We start from the raw sequence: 16,855 nt of genomic DNA, 5'->3' as shown, positions 1-16,855 counted from the left end.
TGGCTGTTTAATTTTCTTGATAGCACGCATAAGCACTGGCTGTCTCCCAGAGTGTTACTTGAGTAACATTAAAACCAGACTTTTTAATATGCTGATAAATCATTTTACTGATCACCTCAGCCGTTGGATGCTCATCAAGCGCTAAAAAACGCTCATTATTTGCGTGTAGCACGGGCATGATTGGATCATCTTTATGGAGCAAAAAGTTATGATCCAAATATTCATCAATATAACTTTCAACACACTGTTTTATTTCTGAAAAATCACATACCATTGCGTGGTCATTAAGTTGTTCACTGGCAATAGAAATCGCTGCTTTAACGCTGTGGCCGTGCAAATTTCGGCATTTTCCGGCATGATTCATTAATCGATGACCGTAACAAAAATATACTTCTTTAGTGATGATAAACATAATAGGCCGTTAAAATTTAGAACAAAGCTGCCTGAACAGGCAATATCTGGCAAGTGTACTATGAAAAAAATGCAATCAACGTATTTTTGTTGACATAACACCTGTTAATCCTCAACACCGCTTGTCTGGTATCTCGCCGGTACAGCGACAAAAAACCCTTACCATAATGCCAGTGACTGCCATTATGGTATGCCAGCATATTCTCTTGAAAAATAAAATACTTATTATTCAAATAAATATAAAATGGCGTGATTTGTGCTTTTATAATAAAACTTTCTCTGTAAAACAGAGATCTGGCTGTGAGCAAGAGTAGCTTATTTTGAGTATGCATTAAACGCAGCGACGCTTATTATTAAGTTGCTCTTAATATAAATCCAATACAGTAATTTCAACACTGTGAAGTAATCTTGTATTAATTGTAATTTTTATCGGAAATAATCATGTTGAATAAAAACATAAGCCAAATTTTCCTGACACTTATAGCAGGTGCCTTTAGCGCATCAATACACGCCACTGAAGCAGGGCAAGCCGCGCCACAATTTGCACTACCCACGTTACAGCAAGATCAAGTTGTCACCTTAAGCCAATATTCAGGCAAAGTGGTTTATATTGATTTTTGGGCTTCTTGGTGCGCACCTTGCCGCACGTCATTTCCGCTCCTTAATAAGCTACATAAAAAACTCAAAAGCCAAGGCTTTGAAATCATTGCTATCAATTTAGATGAAGATAAAACCAAGGCAGCACAGTTTTTAAAAGAAATTCCCGTTGGTTTTAACGTATTAACCGATGCTAAAGGCGAGTGGGCTGATAAATTTGTGGTGGAATCAATGCCCACCTCGTTTATTGTGGATAAGTTGGGCGTGGTACAGCACGTACATCATGGCTTTACGGCAAACGATATAACCGAGCTTGAAAAGAAAATCACCGAATTATTGGCAAAAAAATAAATTCCGCTTAAATTGAATCCGTCGCCTTATATTGGGTGATAATTACTTTAAGTTTATTTTTTATAATGTTACCCCCCTCCCCTTATGACACAATCATACTTTAAAACAGCTTTTGCAATAATATTAACCACAGCCAGTGTTAGCATGGTAACCAACGCTTATGGAAAACCAGAATTTGCTGATGCACTGGGTGTTTCGGGTCAATGCCTGCTTTGTCATACAAGCCCAGATGGGGGATCAGATACGGTAAAGCCAGCAGCCAAAAAGGCTTACGATAATGGCCAGATTGATGGTCTTCGGGATTTTCTCAACCCGCCAGTGCCAGTAACCGATGCCATACCAATAATTTCACCCATTAATAATGAATGGAATGCTCAAGTCGGAGAAGTGCCTTTGTCTATTCCCTTAATTATAAATGACGAAGAAAAAAGTGGTTTCTTGATTGATTTAATCGGTGCCACACCTTCTTTAGTAGCTAAAAGCTACAGCTTTTCTATGCTGTATCTGGAATCAGCCAAAAAACGGCCTACCATAGATTTCAGATGGACACCTTCTGCTAAACAAAAAATAACCAAGTACACCGTCACTTTTCGAGCTAACGAAGTTATTGATAATGGCAGCAAACAATTCTCTCCGCCCATAAAAACCAGCATTTATCTGTGGCCAGCACGCACTGTTTCATCTAAAAACGTTATCAGTCAATTTATTATCAACAACGCTAACTGGGCAACAAATAAACTCACCTTAAACGGAAACATCACCTTTAAAAAAACCGCTTCGGCTGTAGCGCGAACAAATGCATTGAAAAACTTACGCTTGAGTCTTAAGAGTAACAACGGCGTAGCTGTTGGAAGTCTAGCCATTTTAAAGCCTAATACCCAGGGAGTCTGGACTAGCACTTTTACATTAAACAACACTCAAGTGCCATGTTTTGTTAAGGCAGAATACGAAAAACTCAATGCCGCACGCACGGTTAATCACGCACCAACATTGTGTAAAAAATAACAGTATGATTTTAAGGTTTCTCAGTATTGCTTACCGCACTGAGAAACCGCAGTAACCGTTCACACTCCTCTTGCAAATACAATCGATTACTCAAAAAATTGAGTTACCAACTTTAAATGGGGCAATTGTCGTCATAGTGGGCAACGTTTTTCTGCCCACGCGGACTATTACCGTAATATGGCCGGTGGGCAAAACAGCTAGGCTACCCTACGTCTTGTTGGGTGTCCCGCTTTAGAAGTTGCACGCTGAAATAAGCTACGCTTTCTTATTGTTAGAACGTTAACTAAAGACAGTAGGAATTCAATTCATTGGATAAGCTTTTTAAGCTAGGCCACGTATTTCTAGCGCTAATGTTATTCAAACTTTTATGAAACCATCGTAAAAAATGGTTTTTTATTTAAAAGTACTATACTTTTATAACTCAGGAGATTTTTATGACCCAAAAATATTTTAAACAAACATACAAAACGGCTTCTGCCCTAGTATTAACCATTGCCAGTATGTCAATAATGACTGATGCTGTCGCAAAACCAGAATGGGCAATACAACTAAAGGTTTATCCAACCTGTACAGGTTGTCATACCAAAGCAGTTGGCGAGGATGATAATGTAATGGTCGCAGCAAGAACAGCCTATAAGAGTGGTGGCGTAGTTCCAGGGCTCCAAAATTTTCTTAAGCCAGCTGTTGTTAATAAATTTAGCGTTAGCAGCGCTAAATGGCTAGCCAATAAATTAACCGTGTCTGGACTTGTTGTTTTCAAAAAAACCACAACGGCAGCGGCAAAAGCAGCAGCACTGAGGACATTACGGTTAACTATTAAAAGCAATGCCGGCAAGGCTGTCGGTACTCCAGTGCCTTTAGTAGTAAATGCAACAACTGGCGCATGGACTAAAATTTTTGCTTTAACCGCTGTGCAAGTGCCTTGTCTTGTTAAAGCAGAATACGAAGGCCTTAAAACCAAATCACTTGCGGTTAAACCGACCTCTAAAACCTGTGTGAAGTAATTACCTTCTAATAACCCAGTGCTGATTATTGGCACTGGGTTATTGTATTTTTTAAATACATCAAAACAGCCTGTGTTCCTTCAACATGTTATGTATTAAGCGTTTTTAAACCCCACCGCATCAAACTCACCGCTGTATGAGCCGTTAAATTCGCCGCTGCCTCCTAAAAAAATAACCGTATCAGTTGTATTTACAGGGATTGTAGCCATCCTGTTATTGTGGCCTTTTCAATAACTTGAAAAAAGCATATAATAGGAAGTTCAATTGGGCATTAGCCCTCTCCTTGCTTTACCTGTGTTATGTGTTAACACGGGAAGGCTTAACCGAAAGGAAAAATATGCGACACTACGAAATTGTCTTTTTAGTCCATCCGGACCAAAGTTCACAAGTTCCTGCAATGATTGACCGTTACAGAACCATTATTGAATCTGCTGCTGGTACTATTCATCGCTTAGAAGATTGGGGACGTAGACATTTAGCCTACCCCATTAAAAAAATCCATAAAGCGCATTACGTGTTGATGAATGTTGAATGTGATCAAGCAACATTGGTTGAACTGGAAAGTGGCTTCCGTTTTAACGACGCTATTTTACGTAGCATGACATTATTGCAAAAAGATGCCATAACAGGCCCGTCTATTATTGCTACGTCCACAGCGGAAGAAAACAAAATGGCGGAAGCCAGAGCCAAAGATGCTGCTGCAAAAGAAGCTGCTGTCGAACTTGAAAAAGCAGATGTTGCTATCGACGATGCTGATGCGGACGACGAACTGCTTGCAGAATAAACACATTCACTTATTAGATTACGAGTAACCTATGGCCCGCAATATTAGACGTAAAAAATTCTGCCGTTTTAGTTCAGAAGACGGCACACAGATTGACTATAAAGATCTGGAATTATTAAAAGACTACATCACTGAAACCGGCAAGATTGTTCCAAGCCGCGTAACAGGCACTGGCGCAAAATACCAAAGACAATTGTGTGTGGCTATTAAACGCGCACGCTTTGTTGCTTTGTTGCCATTTTGCGACGCGCACGAATAAATCTTAAGAGATACCGGTTGTGAAATCTTTAGCGACATACATTATGCAAGGTCGGATTCCGGCCATGATAGCGGCTTCCTGTCTTGCTTTGTTGTCCCTTAAATATCCGCCGGTCAGTGTAGTAAGTTCAGCCTCTGTTGCGTTAGTCACTTTAAGACGCGGCGGCTCTGAAGGCTTATATATATTGGGCTGTGCAGCATTGGCAGCAAGCTTGATGGGCTTTTTCATTCTGGGTAATTTTCAGTTTGCTTTAGCTTATGTCATGATACTGTGGTTACCAATATGGCTAATTTCCATTGTATTGCGCGAAGGTCGGTATTTATCGTTAGCGGTTGAGATTGCTGTATTTTTGGGTGTGCTAGGTGTTATCGTCGCGCACAGTTTTATGGCAGACCCTACTGCAACCTGGAAACAGATACTGATACAGATGGCACCCGCCAGTGCGCCGCTTGGCAATACCCAGCGTACCATAGAAATGCTGTCCCAATTCATGACCGGTGTTATTGCTACCGGCAGTGTAGTGGGACTGTTATTGGGATTGTTTTTAGCACGCTGGTGGCAAGCGACACTCTATAATCCGGGCGGATTCAGACAAGAATTTTTATCGCTGAACACGCACCCGCGTTACACCGTGTTGACTGTGCTGGTTATTGTTGTCGCATTGCTGCATTTGGGCACAATTTCCGATGTCGCTAAAAATATCGGTCTTGTACTGATAGTACATCATATCTTTATTGGTGCTGCGATCTTACATACTATCTTTGCGGCTAAAAAGCTAGCACGCTATAGCGTACCTATATTATATGTGTCGATGATCTTGATCCCACATATTTTATTACTGGTAGCTTTAGTTGGCTTAACCGATAGACTGCTGAACTTACGAAAAAACAAATTTGAACCATCAGGCGCAAAATAGCGTAACTGTTTGGTTAACATCTGAAAAAATGAGGCATTAAACGATGGAAGTCATTCTTCTTGAAAAAATAGCGAATTTGGGTAACCTGGGCGACAAAGTCACCATTAAATCGGGTTACGGCAGAAACTATTTGGTTCCACAAGGTAAAGCAGTTCCTGCAACCGCGCAAAAAATCGCTGAATTTGAAGCACGCCGTGCTGAGCTTGAAAAAGCAGCAGCGGCAAAATTGAGTGCAGCGCAAGCACGCGCAACTGCATTGGCTAAATTAGCGGTGGTTATCGCGCATAAAGCCGGTGACGAAGGCAGATTGTTTGGCTCTATCGGTACGCACAACATTGCAGAAGCCATTAGTGCCTTAGGTGTTACTGTCGGTAAACATGAAATTCGTTTACCTAACGGTACTATTCGCCATATTGGTGAATTCCCTATCGATATTAATTTACATACCGATGTAGTCACCACGATTACTATCAAAGTTGCTGCTGAGTAATCAGTAGTATTGCTCGTTACTTGTGCTGTTTTGTTTGTGCAGCACAGGTTGCGAGGCGTTATGAATTTTCCGCAACACCCCTATTATTCCTATTTATCAGCTGCTCGGTTGCGTATCCTGCAACGGATGATGCTCTCTTCGCATCCACAAGCTTAGATGCGTATAAGTTCTCTTAGTCTACATACACTGTATACCGTGCTATTTTATGGACTGATACCGTTTATTGTTGCGCGTTTGTTATGGCGTAGCATCAAAGCACCCGCTTATCGGCAACGCTGGCAAGAACGTTTTGGTTATTATCAAAGCGCTGCTCAACACGATGTTATTTGGTTTCATGCGGTTTCCGTTGGCGAAACCGAAACCCTATTTCCGCTGATAAAAATCATTCAACAAAAACACCCCGGTGCAAGATTATTAATTACCACCACCACACCAACCGGCTCTGCGCGTGTTAGCGCCGTTTTAAAAAATACTGTACAGCACGTTTATTTGCCTTACGATATTCCAGGCGCAGTCAATCGTTTTATGCGGCATTTTAAGCCCCGTATAGCGGTCATCATGGAAACAGAAATCTGGCCGAATCTGTTTAACGCGTGCGCTAAACAGGCGATTCCACTAACGCTCATCAATGCCCGTTTGTCTGAGCGCTCGACACGCGGCTATCAAAAAATCCCCACATTAATTAAACCTGTCTTAGCACACGTTCATATTGTTAGCCAATCGCAGCAAGATACCGAGCGCTTTGTGGCGATCGGCGCTAACCGCCAGCAACTTAAAACCGTGGGCAACATGAAGTTTGATATAGATACCTCACCCGATTTACTGGCACATGGCGCAGTAATGAAAGCGGCGCTATTTAACACACGGTTTGTGTGGCTAATTGCCAGTACTCACCACGGTGAGGAAGCTATTTTTCTCAGTATTTACCAGGAAATAAAGCAGCATATCCCTGAATTACTGTTAGTGATAGTACCGCGTCACCCTGAGCGTTTTGCCGATGTTAAAAAATTATGCGAACAGCAGCAGCTCAAAGTAATCACCCGTACCTCTAAAGATAATCTTCATGCCAATACTGACGTGTATTTATTAGATGTCATGGGCGAATTGAAACATTTTTATGCCACAGCCGATGTAGCTTTTGTTGGTGGCAGCATGGTCAATATCGGCGGACATAATATATTGGAAGCAGCTGCGGTAGGTATTCCTGTTCTGTTCGGGCCTTTTATGGCTAATTTTAAAGCCATTGCCGACAATGTGTTACGCGCAGAAGCGGCTATACAATGCCACAATAAACCTGCATTAATTGCGGCGATTACCCACTTATATCAAGATACAGTGTACCGCGAAACACTGGCTAAAAAAGGCCAAGCCTTTGTTGCAAATAACACAGGTATCGTCACAAAAGTCTATGACATATTGGCTACCCAGCTTACTCCGGAATGTTCATTTTATTAATATCGCAGCCTGTACGATAAAAGGTAAATGCAGCAGGAAAAGCCGTTATATCAATTGTCAAGCTGGTTTCTTGTTGAAATTTATCAATCTCATCAGCGACTGCACTTTTAAAACTACTCGCCACTTGCTTGGCTAGCTTTTGATTTGCTTCGTACTCACCCAAGGCAAATGGATCTTCAGACATACTGGTGGTATTGATAACACTTTCAAAAACCTGCGCGGAAAATCTTTCGATCTTTTGTTCAAAACTGTGAAATATTTTTTCACCTTTTTGCTGTTTAATACGATCAATATCCAAAGGGTCAGCGTATAACAAAAACTCGCCCAGTGCGCCTTGCTGATCATTTTTACACACAGCACCGTCTAAAACTCTAACCAAATTTAATGTTTTACCCGCTTTCATCACCGTGGAATCAGGTTGTTTTTTAGACAATTCCAAAGCGGCTTTATCTTCAGACACAGGCTCTGCAACATCAGGTTTAACGTGTTGAGTTGAACAGCCTGTCATTGTTATAGCGACAATAGTCATAATGGCTAAAGTTTTTGTACTTTTTTTCATACGTGTTCCTTTGTATCCGCGTGTTAAGAGTATTTAATGTGAATCAATATTTAAAATTTCGTAAAGCTGGTAAGGCTTATCAGGTAAACCTATTACTCTGTGTCTAAGTTGTATCTACTTTAATACAGGGTGAATAAAACACTTCTGCTCACCATTACTCATCAAAGCGTTTATTTTGCATGCGCACGAACAGCATGTACCCACCTCACACGGTTTTGTCATAAAATTTAAAATAGATACGCCAGATTTTTAGTTTCTTCAAAATGGCAAATTTGACCTAAAATCTCTATTACAAAAAAATAATCCACAATACTAAAAATGAGCTATATTTAATTTATGGAAATAAATAAGCTATTTTTATTCAGCTTAAGTTCAGTTTAGATTTATTACTATGCACTTGCCGCCAAAATCATTACACTTTTTTGCTATCTAGTTAAAGAGAGACAAAAGCAATAATGCTCAAAACGGAGAACCATGCAAACTTATTTTTCACGAATTTAATAAAGCTCACAACATATAGGATATATATCGTGCTTAAGCGCAATCTAGTAATCAATACAATAGTATTAAATGGCCTCGTAGGCGCATTTTGCAGCGCTGCATGGGCTACACAAGTCAGCAATATTGACTGTGCCACGGCAGGAGCAAGTGCAGGCGAAGCCATCGGAACACTGCCTCTGACGCAAGCAGGCACATTAATAACCGATACAAATGGTCTTGCATCATCTGATTTTTATAAATACACCGGTACTCCCGGTACTTTACTCAAAATCATATTAAAACCCAAAGTGGTTGCGTCTCCTCCCCTGGTCTTACCCATACCCTTATCCATAAAAATTGATCCAATCTTCCCCCAACCCACACCACAGATGTACCCGACTATAAATGTGTTGGACAGCGACTGTGGCGTTTTTAGATCAATATCTGGCTACAACACAGCTTCAGTGGTATTAAGCGTACCGGATGACGGCGTATTAATTGTAAATGCAACCAGCTATGGCATAGGTGGAGACTATAAATTAACAGCAAAACCAACCAATGCACTGGGCTCTATTACCGCAACAGTCGTTGATTCAGTAACCAAGCAGCCGCTGATTAATTCGGTAAGTGACTATACATCTGCCGATCTTTTACATTGCGACAGCACTAAAAATAATTGTCAATACATAGCTTCTGGACAATCTGATGAAGACGGAAAAATCAGCTGGAGCATTGAACAAGACGGCACACCGTTAGAAGTAGGTTTCTACCAAATTGTTGCATCCAGTAATCAGTACGAACCAAAAACCTCATCTATCTTTGCCGTTGCAAAAGATATAGATAAGTCCATAGTGGTTGGGCTCAAATCTTCCCCAGTCAGAGTTTCAACTACAAATTGCACTGTTCCAAAAACAGGTGGCGTGTGTAAATTTAGCGTAACGTTTACCACTTCTCAGGCAAAAATATCCGCCACTGCATGGGGTATTGTTGATGGCAACGGTATTAATAATTTAGGCCAACGGACACAGTTCCCATTACCGGCTCAATCGCTGACACTGTCTAGCACCGACAATGCCAAAACACTAAATTATCAATTTAACGTGCCCGCTAATGTACAAGATGGAGCATCCATCTGTCCTAATATTTATGTCGGTGGCTTAGGTGCCGATCCAAGCTTTGATATTAAAGGCACAAATTCTTTCTGTCTGATTAAAGGCGAAGGTAACACAGGCTTCCAAATTTTACCGGCTAACCAGCTACCCATAACACGCAACAAATAGTTAGGCAATTTAGTACCGCTAACAAAAAACACTTGGCGCAATACCAAGGCCTGTTTGCTGTTTAAAACGCGATATCCACGTTTTTAGTGTCTGCAAAATAACAACGTGGGTATCCCGTATTACGCATTAGCGTAATGCGCCGAATGTTGGGTATGCCATAACGGCGGAATACGTTGCCGCTATTGCGCCCTATCATTCTAAATGATAGGGGTAGATTGAGGAATATTGCCAACATATGATATTTTATAAATTCCCCGTACTTTTAATCACACCCACTCTACACGGCTACATCACAACTCATCTCGATTAAAAATACGCTGCGTGGCAGGTTTCATCAAAATATACGACAATAAATCTACAAATCAAGTTATTGATAAAAATTTATTAACAGCCTTTCGCCATTTCAAAGAGCGCTTCTTAACACGTATCTCTACGCTATAATAGACAATGAGGCAAGCTTACAAGCTACCCCGCACATTTATGATATTAAGCATCGGGTTCAGAGAAAAAACATGGCAAGAGCGAGCGAGTTTAAAAAAGGCATGGTTGTTGAAATCAACGGCGTAGCACACAGCATTAAACAAATAGAAGTCCGTAATCCAAGCTCCCGTGGCGCATCGACGCTGTATAAAATTCGCTTGAACAATTTAAAAACCGGCCAAAAACTAGACGAAACCTTTAAAGGCGATGACTTTCTTAAAGAAGCCGATTGCGTGCGCGCCAAAGTACAGTATTCTTATGTTGATGGCAATAATTACATTTTTATGAATCAAGATGACTACAGCCAATACACCTTAAGTGCCGAAGACCTGGACGGTAAAATTGAATACTTAACCGAAGGTCTTGAAGGCATCGTCGCTTTGTTAATAGACGATTTACCCATTACCATTGAATTACCCAGCTCCGTGATCATGGAAATTATTGAAACACCACCCAATATTAAGGGTGCATCCGCCTCTGGCCGTACCAAAACCGCACGTTTACCAACAAATCTTGAAGTACAAATACCCGAATACCTAGAAACCGGTGAACTTATCAAAATTAATACCGAGACGGGTAAATTTATGTCTCGTGTTTAAAGCACTGACGCTATCTGGCGTGTCATATTACGGACAAAAAAAATCCTGATTCACTGAACCAGGACTGAGAGGTCAAACAAGACTAATTGAGGAGTCGATGTTTGTGGTATATACCAGGAGGAGGTAAATATTGCATGAGCCAGTCTGCGTTTAATATTAACCAGACAAGAGCGATGAGACATACTATAGGCTATCCATTATCAGTTAACAATACGGCTAATTGTAGATTCATAGTTTCATAATAAGCAACAATACCTTTGTTGTGCGGTTATTTAACGAAGTTCCCATAGCGCAATAACACACTGGGTAGCAGTAATAAATTTAATAACGTTGAAGAGCTTAAGCCACCAACAATAATCGCTGCCATTGGCCCCATAATTTCCAAACCCGGATTATCGCTGCTAAAAGTCACCGGCAACATTGCTAAGGCAGTTACTAACGCGGTCATTAATACCGAGGGAAAACGTTGTTGAGCGCCTTGAATCGCGGTGGCTTTATTCCAGGCTTTACCTTCTACGTCAACCAAATGATGATAGTGCGACAATAGCATAATGCTATTACGCACGGTAATACCAAATAAAGTCACAAAGCCCACCACAGAACCTACCGAGACCGTTGCACCCGTGAGCAACACCGCCAGCACGCCACCAATTAACGCAAACGGCACATTCAGCAAGGTTAAACACAGATGGCGCACACTGCCGATGGCAATATAAATAAATATCAGTACACCGACACTGGCCAGCAAAGCGTGCAAAATTAAAGTATGCCGCGCTTTTTTTTGCTCAACCGCTGCGCCGGTAAATTCAGGATAGCTAAGCCCCATACTGTTGTGTGTTGCTGGGTTTGATGGTTGTCCATTAACCACATGAACGCTAGGTAGCCAAGCAATATCCGTTAATACCCGCGTTTTTAGCTCTTCCATAAACCCCGTCACATCTCGATTAATAACATGACTGGTTACGGTTTGCCGCCGCTGTGCGCCTTGGTGCAAGACATTGTAGCGCCCTACGCTATGGCGAATATCGGCAATTTCATTAAAACTTACCAAATTGCCATCTTGCGTTCTCAGCATTAACTGGGCGATGGATTCCGTTAGTCCGCGTAATTCTGGCGCTAACGTCACCGCAATATCATAGCTTTTATTGCCTTGAATAACCTTGCCGACGCTTCGGGTTTCGTAAGCGCTTTGCAGGGTTTGCACTACCTGTGTCGGTAACACGCCCTTAAAAGCCAGCTGATCAAGATCCATTGCCACCTGCATCATCGGCGTGCCCAGTGGTGATCGTACTTGTACCTCGGTAGCGCCTTTTATGTGCTTCATAATCTCTGCAACCGCCTGTGCCTTGGCATCCAGCGCGTTAAGATCATTACCGTAAATATTCACTACCACCGGCGAGGTGTAGCCTGAAATAGTTTCGTCAACACGCTCGGTTAAAAACGTATTGACCTCAAACACAACGCCTGGAAAATGCGCCAAAATAGCACGTAATTTATCCTTAATGTGCTGTTGCCCTGCACCCGATAACGGCTCAAGCCGCACTTCATACTCGCTGTAATGGCTGCCATAGGTATCCGCACCGCGCTCGGCACGCCCTGCCCATTGTGACACCGATTGTACGCCGGTAAGCTGCATAAATTGTTTAGTCAGTTGCTTGCCCATTCTTAATGATTCTTGCAATGACGTGCCAGGCAAACTGGTGGTATGAACAATATAATGACCTTCGCGCAGTTCCGGCAAAAATTCATTATCTACCTTAACCAGCGCACTCAAACCCGCCAAGCATACCAGCAAACAACACAGCGCAACGATTTTAAAATGCTTGAAAACACATTTTAAAAGCTTACCGTAAAGCGGCGTTAACCACCTAATTAACGGTGGCTCAACAATCTTTGCCATACGGTGCTGCAATAAGGCATAACACAGCGCGGGCACTAACGTCAGTGCCACCACTAAAGACACCAAAATAGCCAAAATATACGAATACCCCAGCGGGGCAAACAAGCGTCCGGTAACGCCTTCCAACGTTAATAATGGCACAAACACCAGTGCAACTATAAAACTGGCATACACCACTGAACTGCGCACTTCCAACGAAGCGCTGTGAATAACCTGTGCTATCGCCAAGGGGTGCGTCAGGTTTTGATTTTCGCGCAAGCGGCGGAAAATATTTTCCACATCAATAATGGCATCATCAACCACCTCGCCAAGCGCAATGGCAAGTCCACCCAATACCATAATATTGAGATTAACACCCGATTCCAATAACACCAACACTGCCCCTGTCAACGACACCGGAATCGCCAGCATAGAAATCAATGCCACCCGCAGGTTAAACAAAAACACGTACAGGATAATCAGCACAAAAACAGCGCCAATAACTAAATGCTCAGCCAAATTGGCCACCGAGCGCTCGATGTAATCTGCCGGACGGAATAAATGCGAATAAAAATGTAGCGCTTGCTTGCTAAACAGTGGCCCAAACTCTTTAAGCGCCTGTTCAACATGGCGCGACACCGATAAAGTATTGGCATTGTATTGACCTATTACCATCATCACGATAGCCGGTTTGCCCATGATTTGCGCCGCGCCAATGGCCGGTGCCGGTGCATAAGTAATATGCGCAACTTCACCCAAACTGACATTGCGACCTTGCTCACGTTTAACAATAATTTTGGCGAATTGCTCAGGTGTTACCGGCTGTCCGGTGATATGCAAGGTAAAACGTTGATTGGCATTTTCAATAAAACCACCCCCCTGAATCGTGCCTGCCTGCGTTGCTGCTTGCACAATATCATCCAGTGCCAAATTGAAACGTTTTAAGGTGTCAGGATTGACCTGGATTTGTAATTGCTGAATATCACCGCCAAACACATTGACATCGGCCACGCCTGGCACGGCCAATAAGCGCGGTACTATTGTCCAGTCTACCAAGCTACGCAGTGCCATTAAGTTACTGTTTTCCGAGCTTAAACCGATGGTTAACACCGTCGCCGAAGACGATGATAACGGCACTAACATCGGGGTAATATTCGCGGGTAGTTTCGCCGATAAGCTCGATAAACGCTCGTTGACCAATTGCCGGTTACGGTAAACATCGGTACTTTCGGCAAAGATGACAGTCACCACCGATAAACCCTGTATGGATTCTGAATGCACCGAGCTCATGTCGATTAAACCACTGACCGCAGTTTCGATGATTTGGGTAACTAAAACTTCAACCTGTTCTGGTGCAAGCCCTGGGGCTTCGGTTTGAATAATAACTTGCTTGGGTGACAGTTCCGGAAAAATATCCAGCCCTGCGCTAGTAAAACGGTACGTGCCATACAGCAAAATCACTACGGCTAACGCAATGACCACGCCATAATAGCGTATGGAAAAGCGTACCAGAGCAGCTAGCATTACAAAAGTGCAGCCTTGCCCGCACAAGGTAATTGCAGGTATTGAATGTTATAAAAGCGAATATTAATGCGTTCGACTTTAAACAACGCATCGCAACGTTTATTCAGTACCAATAACAGCATAGTTTACGCAGCATTACGCAAAAACTGCCGCATAACTTTAATCATGGCAGCATGATCAAACACCCCTGCACTTTCTCTGATACTGTGCATTGCCCACATCGGACAGCCCACATCGACAGTACGAATCCCTAACTTAGCAGAAGTAATCGGGCCGATAGTGCTGCCGCACGGTAAATCACAGCGATGCGAATAGCGTTGATACGGTACGTCTACCTGATGACAGCATTGTGCAAACAACGCTTCGGAGACGCTTTCTGAACTGTAGCGATGACTGGCATTAACTTTAACCACAGGGCCTTTATTGACCATGACTTTGTGGTCAAGGTCATAGGCATTGGGAAAATTAGGTTGATAGGCGTGCGCCATATCGGCACTGAGCATAAAGCTTTTCGCTAACGCACGGTGCAAGTCCTGGCCTTGCATATTGGTAGCCAAGGCAATACGCTGCACGACATCCGGTAAAAAGCTGCCATCGGCACCTTTGCTGCTTTCACTGCCAATTTCTTCGTGATCGAACAAAGCACACATTAATGTTGCATCGTTTTGCATAACACTGTCATCTAACAGGGCTTGCAAAGCCGCATGACACGAGGCCAGATTATCCAACTGACTATTAGCATAAAACTGATTTTCCGCCCCCCAAAAACTGCCTTTCTGCGTATCGTATACCGCTAAATCCCAAGCCAATATCTGTTTGGCATCAACACCAGATTGTTGTTGTAATAAATCAGTAAAATACGGCTGTGGCAATTGTTCGGTGCTTAGTGTTGATAGCAGCAACGGCAATTCCAAGTGTTTTTGCAATTTTAACCCGTCTTCATTGACACCTCGATTCATGTGTATGGCCAGATTGGGTAAGCGCAGCAACGGTTTATCAAAATGAACCAGCGTACGATCAACATTACCCTGCGTGTTTTTATAACTGATGCGCCCTGCGAGACTTAAATCTCGGTCGGTAAACGTGGCTAAAATAGGTCCACCATAAATATCGACAGCTAAACGCAATAAACCATCAACACAGTGTGCGGCATTGGGTTTAATACGCAGGCCTGGCGAATCGGTATGTGCGCCAATAATCTTAAAACCGCTGTGCTGTACCGGCTGTTGGCCTTGTACAAAAATAATAATCGATGAGTCATCACGCACTACGTAATATCGACCGCCAGGCTGTAATGCCCAGGTTTCAGTTTCCAGTAGCTTGCTAAACTGATGTGTGGCAAGTACGCTTTCAATGCGTGCCACAACATGCCAAGGGCTAGGGCTGGCATCAATAAAATCCAGTAAATGTTGAACCTGATCGTGTGCTGTTAACATTTTTTGTGCAAGTCCAAAGCCGCTGAATTAATGCAATACCGAAGCCCCGTAGGTTGCGGGCCATCTTGAAACACATGGCCTAAATGTGCTGCACAATTTTTACAGGTAACTTCCACGCGCCGCATACCGTGGCTGTCATCAACGTGTTCCGCAACATTTTGCTCGGCGCTTACCGCGTAAAAACTCGGCCAGCCAGACCCTGAATTGTATTTGGTATCTGAGCCAAATAAGGGGCTGGCACAGCAGATACACACATAGATACCGTCGTCTTTGCAATCGGTATATTTGCCGGTAAACGGTGCTTCAGTGCCTTTCATACGGCAAATTGAAAACTGTTCCGGGCTGAGTTTTTCGCGCCATTGGGCATCATTGCTAGCGGGGTTGTCTGTCATAATAGATCTTTCACGTTTTGGAGTTTGCAAAAATACACCACGAATTATCGGTGTTTTGTAACTGTTTATTGTACGCTGTCATGCTGAATTCACCAAAACACCTCTGCGCTCTTATCACACAGGACATCATGCTTTCAAAAAATATTTTTAATCAAGATTGTCAACAATGCCCAAGGTTAGCTAATTTTTTATGTGACATAAAACAACAATATCCGCATTATCACGCATTACCGGTTGCGCCGTTTGGTGATGCTAATGCACAGTTATTGATTGTAGGGCTAGCACCTGGCATGCACGGCGCTAATGCCACCGGTAGACCGTTTACCGGTGATTATGCAGGCTTACTGCTCTACGAAACCTTGTATGAATTCGGTTACAGTAATCAAAGACTTTCGGAAGCGTTGGACGATGGCTTAACGCTAAAAAATTGCCGTATTACCAATGCGGTTAAGTGTCTACCGCCACAAAATAAACCGGTGGGAGCGGAAATTAATCAGTGCAATCACTATTTAGCCGCCGAACTGAAGACCTTACCCGACACTGCGGTTATCTTGGCATTAGGAACCATCGCGCATCAGGCGGTATTAAAAGCCTATCAGCTTAAAGCCTCTTACGCAGCGTTCGGCCATAACGCACTGCACAATTTAAATCAGGGCGTGTTTCTGGTGGATTCTTATCATACCAGTCGCTACAACATGCAAACCAAACGGTTGACTAAAGCCATGTTCAGCGACGTGTTTTGCACTATTGGACGCGTGCTGGATAAAACGGCATAAACGCCTATTTTTAGTGAAATACGTCACAGACATCACACACGCACTCCTGTACAGTGAATAGCCACAACAGTTACAGCGTTTTCAACTTAGGACAGTTACAGCCACCGTTCGTGCTGAGCTTGTCGAAGCATGAACGGCACACTTCGACAAGCTCAGTGCGAACGGTTACGCTGTAACT

At 42.8% G+C, this 16,855-nt stretch carries 16 protein-coding genes; 11 read left to right on the top strand and 5 right to left on the bottom strand.

Features of this window, described 5'->3' with window-relative positions:
• Nucleotides 1–7 precede the first annotated feature (7 nt).
• Nucleotides 8–412 carry a 6-pyruvoyl trahydropterin synthase family protein gene (locus CRENPOLYSF2_RS17185; RefSeq protein WP_087145181.1) on the bottom strand — a complete coding sequence of 135 codons (405 nt, stop codon included), beginning with the start codon at nucleotides 410–412 and terminating at the stop codon, nucleotides 8–10.
• 440 nt (nucleotides 413–852) lie between these two features.
• Here CRENPOLYSF2_RS17185 and CRENPOLYSF2_RS17175 point away from each other — a divergent pair, with 440 nt between their 5' ends.
• From CRENPOLYSF2_RS17175 to waaA, 8 genes are all read left to right on the top strand, one after another.
• Nucleotides 853–1,359 carry a TlpA family protein disulfide reductase gene (locus CRENPOLYSF2_RS17175; protein WP_087145179.1) on the top strand — a complete coding sequence of 169 codons (507 nt, stop codon included), beginning with the start codon at nucleotides 853–855 and terminating at the stop codon, nucleotides 1,357–1,359.
• 144 nt (nucleotides 1,360–1,503) lie between these two features.
• Nucleotides 1,504–2,364 (top strand): hypothetical protein, encoded by an 861-nt coding sequence (locus CRENPOLYSF2_RS17170; protein ID WP_176371161.1) that lies wholly within the window; start codon nucleotides 1,504–1,506, stop codon nucleotides 2,362–2,364.
• A gap of 434 nt (nucleotides 2,365–2,798) precedes the next feature.
• The gene (locus CRENPOLYSF2_RS17165) at nucleotides 2,799–3,368 is read left to right on the top strand and encodes a hypothetical protein (protein ID WP_087145177.1); all 570 of its coding nucleotides are present in this window, start codon (nucleotides 2,799–2,801) and stop codon (nucleotides 3,366–3,368) included.
• A 337-nt stretch (nucleotides 3,369–3,705) separates the two neighbouring features.
• A complete protein-coding gene (rpsF, locus tag CRENPOLYSF2_RS17160) occupies nucleotides 3,706–4,152 on the top strand; it encodes a 30S ribosomal protein S6 (protein ID WP_087145176.1) in 447 nt (148 codons plus the stop codon).
• A 31-nt stretch (nucleotides 4,153–4,183) separates the two neighbouring features.
• Complete coding sequence (rpsR, locus tag CRENPOLYSF2_RS17155; protein ID WP_087145175.1) at nucleotides 4,184–4,411, top strand: 30S ribosomal protein S18; 228 nt, start codon at nucleotides 4,184–4,186, stop codon at nucleotides 4,409–4,411.
• A gap of 19 nt (nucleotides 4,412–4,430) precedes the next feature.
• On the top strand, nucleotides 4,431–5,327 hold the full coding sequence (locus CRENPOLYSF2_RS17150; protein WP_087145174.1) for a hypothetical protein: 897 nt from the start codon (nucleotides 4,431–4,433) through the stop codon (nucleotides 5,325–5,327).
• A gap of 43 nt (nucleotides 5,328–5,370) precedes the next feature.
• A complete protein-coding gene (gene rplI, locus CRENPOLYSF2_RS17145; protein ID WP_087145173.1) occupies nucleotides 5,371–5,817 on the top strand; it encodes a 50S ribosomal protein L9 in 447 nt (148 codons plus the stop codon).
• A gap of 156 nt (nucleotides 5,818–5,973) precedes the next feature.
• On the top strand, nucleotides 5,974–7,272 hold the full coding sequence (waaA, locus tag CRENPOLYSF2_RS17140; RefSeq protein WP_087145172.1) for a lipid IV(A) 3-deoxy-D-manno-octulosonic acid transferase: 1,299 nt from the start codon (nucleotides 5,974–5,976) through the stop codon (nucleotides 7,270–7,272).
• Here waaA and CRENPOLYSF2_RS17135 read toward each other — a convergent pair.
• Nucleotides 7,247–7,831 (bottom strand): hypothetical protein, encoded by a 585-nt coding sequence (locus CRENPOLYSF2_RS17135; RefSeq protein WP_245808047.1) that lies wholly within the window; start codon nucleotides 7,829–7,831, stop codon nucleotides 7,247–7,249. The genes waaA and CRENPOLYSF2_RS17135 overlap by 26 nt on opposite strands.
• Nucleotides 7,832–8,361: 530 nt before the next feature.
• On the opposite strand from CRENPOLYSF2_RS17135, the gene CRENPOLYSF2_RS17130 reads away from it, so the two are divergent.
• A complete protein-coding gene (locus CRENPOLYSF2_RS17130) occupies nucleotides 8,362–9,591 on the top strand; it encodes a hypothetical protein (RefSeq protein WP_087145171.1) in 1,230 nt (409 codons plus the stop codon).
• A gap of 512 nt (nucleotides 9,592–10,103) precedes the next feature.
• Nucleotides 10,104–10,670: an elongation factor P-like protein EfpL gene (gene efpL, locus CRENPOLYSF2_RS17125; RefSeq protein WP_087145170.1), complete on the top strand. Its 567-nt coding sequence runs from the start codon at nucleotides 10,104–10,106 to the stop codon at nucleotides 10,668–10,670.
• Between the two features lie 268 nt (nucleotides 10,671–10,938).
• Here efpL and CRENPOLYSF2_RS17120 read toward each other — a convergent pair whose 3' ends face one another.
• The 3 genes from CRENPOLYSF2_RS17120 to msrB form a co-directional block, all read right to left on the bottom strand.
• Nucleotides 10,939–14,073, bottom strand: a complete 3,135-nt coding sequence (locus CRENPOLYSF2_RS17120) for an efflux RND transporter permease subunit (RefSeq protein WP_087145169.1) — start codon at nucleotides 14,071–14,073, stop codon at nucleotides 10,939–10,941.
• Nucleotides 14,074–14,198: 125 nt separating this feature from the next.
• Nucleotides 14,199–15,509 carry a M18 family aminopeptidase gene (locus CRENPOLYSF2_RS17115; RefSeq protein WP_087145168.1) on the bottom strand — a complete coding sequence of 437 codons (1,311 nt, stop codon included), beginning with the start codon at nucleotides 15,507–15,509 and terminating at the stop codon, nucleotides 14,199–14,201.
• On the bottom strand, nucleotides 15,503–15,901 hold the full coding sequence (msrB, locus tag CRENPOLYSF2_RS17110) for a peptide-methionine (R)-S-oxide reductase MsrB (RefSeq protein WP_087145167.1): 399 nt from the start codon (nucleotides 15,899–15,901) through the stop codon (nucleotides 15,503–15,505). The genes CRENPOLYSF2_RS17115 and msrB overlap by 7 nt, the downstream gene beginning before the upstream one ends.
• A 128-nt stretch (nucleotides 15,902–16,029) precedes the next feature.
• On the opposite strand from msrB, the gene CRENPOLYSF2_RS17105 reads away from it, so the two are divergent.
• Complete coding sequence (locus CRENPOLYSF2_RS17105; protein ID WP_087145166.1) at nucleotides 16,030–16,677, top strand: uracil-DNA glycosylase; 648 nt, start codon at nucleotides 16,030–16,032, stop codon at nucleotides 16,675–16,677.
• Nucleotides 16,678–16,855 lie beyond the last annotated feature (178 nt).

It is taken from the genome of Crenothrix polyspora (genome assembly GCF_900163755.1).
Lineage (GTDB): Bacteria > Pseudomonadota > Gammaproteobacteria > Methylococcales > Methylomonadaceae > Crenothrix > Crenothrix polyspora.
This window is presented reverse-complemented; position numbering and strand designations above follow the sequence as displayed.